We start from the raw sequence: 3,164 nt of genomic DNA on the forward strand, positions 1-3,164 counted from the left end.
ATGCCTGTGACTTTCAGCGGTAAATGGCGTGAAATCTTCAGCGCTATGTGGCGCATAACTCTACGCCAGCAAACAGCTGTTTCTTCAGCTTACAACCAAGAGTAACATTACAGCCTATCTACCAGGAAGCCGAAGATGCAAATCCCGGTCAGGTCATCGCTTCTGCGTGTGTTCATCGGTGAGGATGACCGGGCTGACGGCATTCCGCTCTACGAGGCTATTGTCCTCAAAGCGCGGGCAGCGCATTTGGCAGGAGCAACAGTCTTCCGTGGTCAGCTTGGTTTCGGCCGTTCCAGCAGCTTGCATACGGCACATATGCTGCAGCTTTCGCAGGATTTGCCTTACGTCATCGAGATCATTGACACGGAATCGAAGATAGAAGCGTTCTTGCCAACGCTTACCGCTTTGACAAAGAGCTGCCTGATTACCTTAGAAAAGGTGAACGTTTTTCGCGATGATAGTGACTAGGCTGGCGCGGGTGCAGACAACGTGTCCAGCGGCCGATCGCGGTCGCAGCGCAATGTCGTGTAAATCGCCGTTGGACAATTGAACGCTAGAGGAAAGAATACACCATGGCTGCGGAAGACTCCTTCATCACGGCTCTCAAGATCCACAAGCGATGGGCCGACTTCTATTCGATGGTATCGATCATCCTGATCGTTTTGTTGCTTAGCGGTGCGTCATTGCTCGCTGATATGACCGCAGCGGACGCTGCGACACGAACGGGTATGATGGTTGTCATAGCATCGGTGATAATCGTCGTCTGCATCTGGCAGGCGGCCGCCATGGTCACAGCACGTGTTCATCAACTTCTGTTGCAGCAGCCGGATAGAACGAATATCAGGTCCTGATTGTCCCTGTTTCGGAAACCTTCCTCCATGAGTTTTGAAGCGTGTGTCCTGGTGCTGGTCGGCGGATTTTTCGGCGGGGTGGCGCGCTTCTTTCTTTCCGGCTTCGTCGGCAGACGTTTCGGCGAAACCTTTCCATGGGGCACGTTCGTCGTGAACGTATCCGGAGCTTTTGTCATCGGACTTGTGGCCGGGCTGGCGCGCTTTTTGGGAGGGGTGTTTGCTGGAGAAATGTTTCGCGACTTTGTCGTTGTCGGCCTCTTGGGCGGCTATACGACGGTTTCGTCTTTTTGCCTGCAAAGTCTCAACATGGCCCTGGACGGTGAACACCGCCAGGCCCTGTTCAATATTGTCGCCTCGTCCGTCCTTTGCGTTATTGCTGTCGGCTTCGGCTTCTGGATGATCCAATGGATGCTGGGAGCAGCGCAATGACCAACAACAGCCGGCGCAGAGCTGAAGTGTGGAGACTCTATCTGGCTGTCGGATGCGGGGCCGCCATTGGATCCCTGTTGCGCTTTTTGTCAGGGTTCATCATCGTCACTGGGTTCGGCCAGAGCGCACTTTGGACGACCGCCTTCGTGAACGTCGTCGGTTCATTTGTAATCATGTTGTTTGCGACACTGACTGGTCCGGATGGACGCTTGCTTGTCGGTCCGGCAGGACGCCAGTTCGTCACGGGTGGTATCTGTGGTGGCTTCACGACCTTTTCCGCGATGAGTCTCGATTCATTCATGCTGGTGTTCGAGGGCAATATGTTTCGCGGTGCCCTTTACCTCGCGGCGGTGGTATTTTTCGCGCTGACAGCCGCCTTTGCTGGGTACGTGCTCGCCGTGCGCATCAACAGGTAAACGGAGGATGATATGCAACTTCCCAAAGAATCCACGTTACTAAGGATATTTTTCGGCGAGGAGGACACAACCTCTGATGGTACGCTGCTCTACCAGGCGATCGTCGCCAAGGCGCGGGAGATGCACATGGCAGGCGCAACTGTTTTGCGCGGGCCACTCGGATTCGGGAAGTCCAGTGTTTTACATACGGCCAAAATACTCCGCCTGTCGCAGGACCTTCCGATTGTGGTGGAGATCGTCGATTCCCCCGAAAAAGTGGAGAAGCTGATCCCAGAGATCATGGAGATGACGAAGAGCTGCCTGATAACCACCGAGAAAGTCCAGGTCATACGCTACGGCGACGGTGGCTAGATATGTGTTTTCTCGCCAAAACAAGGGAACTCAAACGACAACGTCTGCGATTCAGTGCGACGACGATTCATCCCGCTGCTTAGGGGTGGCAACAACAACCATGTCATAACGTCGTCCGACCCAGATGAATATCGGCACTGCGGCCAGCTCTGCCACGATGCAGAAGGCGATGGCACCGGGGACAGAAAAATCATAGAGGATGCCGATAAGAGCGCTGCCGGCGAACCAGCTGACGCCATAGCCCGCGGTGAATAATCCGAAAGCAGAAGCTCTGCGCTGAATGGGCACCATCGGCGCGACGGCTGCGGGAATGATTGACTCGTGGACGCCCATGCCGATGCCCCAAATTGCGGCTCCAAGCAGCGACGTCCAGAATTCGCCGAGGAACACGAGGGGTGCAAATAGCGCGGTCACCATCGTCAAGCCGATCAGGATTTTGAACCCGAACCGATCGAACAGCCGCCCGAATATCAGTGATGCGGTCCCGCTGACGCCCATAGCCACCGCATAAGAGACAGCGATCCATTCGCCCGGCAGCACATCTGCCTTTTCAAAGTGGAAGGCGATCAGCGGAAAGTCGGCAAAACCTGCTGCGACAAGCGATGCGCCGATGAGATAGACCCAGTAAAGCCGCGGCAGTCCCTGTCCGGCCACGTTCGGCGGTGATGACTCGAGATCCTGCGGCCGTGGATAGGAGAGGCGGGCAACGGCCACAAAGGAGAGGTTGAGGATGGCCGGCAATAGGAGGACGGCAAATGCCTCATGATAACTGCCATTCCCGGCCAGCACGGCGGCAACGAGGAGCGGACCCACCATGGCACCAGATTGATCCATCGCTTCATGGATGCCGAAAACCCAGCCGTAGCCGCCGACCTGTTTGGCCGCATGGGATAGCATCACGTCGCGGGGCGGATTGCGAATTGCCTTGCCGACGCGCTCAAGGATGATCGGGACAGCCGCTTCCTGCCAGTTCTGGGTGAGAGCTAAAGCGGGTACGGAAGCCATCTGCAAGATGTAACCGAAAATCGTAATCGGCCAGAATTTTCCCGTCGCATCCGCCCATCGTCCAGAAACCAGATCAGAGCGCCGGCGGCGGGGCGACTTCCCATCTAGACGG

The 3,164-nt window shown here is 56.1% G+C and carries 6 protein-coding genes; 5 read left to right on the forward strand and 1 reads right to left on the reverse strand.

From position 1 onward, the window contains the following. Nucleotides 1-135: 135 nt before the first annotated feature. From AAAC48_RS07630 to AAAC48_RS07650, 5 genes are all read left to right on the forward strand, one after another. A complete protein-coding gene (locus tag AAAC48_RS07630) occupies nucleotides 136-468 on the forward strand; it encodes a DUF190 domain-containing protein (RefSeq protein WP_340653611.1) in 333 nt (110 codons plus the stop codon). A 104-nt stretch (nucleotides 469-572) separates the two neighbouring features. Then, a complete protein-coding gene (locus AAAC48_RS07635; RefSeq protein WP_340653612.1) occupies nucleotides 573-851 on the forward strand; it encodes a hypothetical protein in 279 nt (92 codons plus the stop codon). 27 nt (nucleotides 852-878) lie between these two features. After that, nucleotides 879-1,280, forward strand: a complete 402-nt coding sequence (crcB, locus tag AAAC48_RS07640; RefSeq protein ID WP_340653613.1) for a fluoride efflux transporter CrcB — start codon at nucleotides 879-881, stop codon at nucleotides 1,278-1,280. Beyond that, nucleotides 1,277-1,696, forward strand: a complete 420-nt coding sequence (crcB, locus tag AAAC48_RS07645; RefSeq protein ID WP_340653614.1) for a fluoride efflux transporter CrcB — start codon at nucleotides 1,277-1,279, stop codon at nucleotides 1,694-1,696. Before crcB (AAAC48_RS07640) ends, crcB (AAAC48_RS07645) begins: the two co-directional genes overlap by 4 nt. A gap of 12 nt (nucleotides 1,697-1,708) precedes the next feature. After that, on the forward strand, nucleotides 1,709-2,047 hold the full coding sequence (locus AAAC48_RS07650) for a DUF190 domain-containing protein (RefSeq protein WP_340653615.1): 339 nt from the start codon (nucleotides 1,709-1,711) through the stop codon (nucleotides 2,045-2,047). Between the two features lie 51 nt (nucleotides 2,048-2,098). Here the strand turns inward: AAAC48_RS07650 and AAAC48_RS07655 are convergent. Next, on the reverse strand, nucleotides 2,099-3,164 hold a 1,066-nt coding region (locus tag AAAC48_RS07655), incomplete at its 5' end, for an MFS transporter (protein ID WP_340653616.1).

Source organism: Phyllobacterium sp. (assembly GCF_037994405.1).
GTDB lineage: Bacteria > Pseudomonadota > Alphaproteobacteria > Rhizobiales > Rhizobiaceae > Phyllobacterium.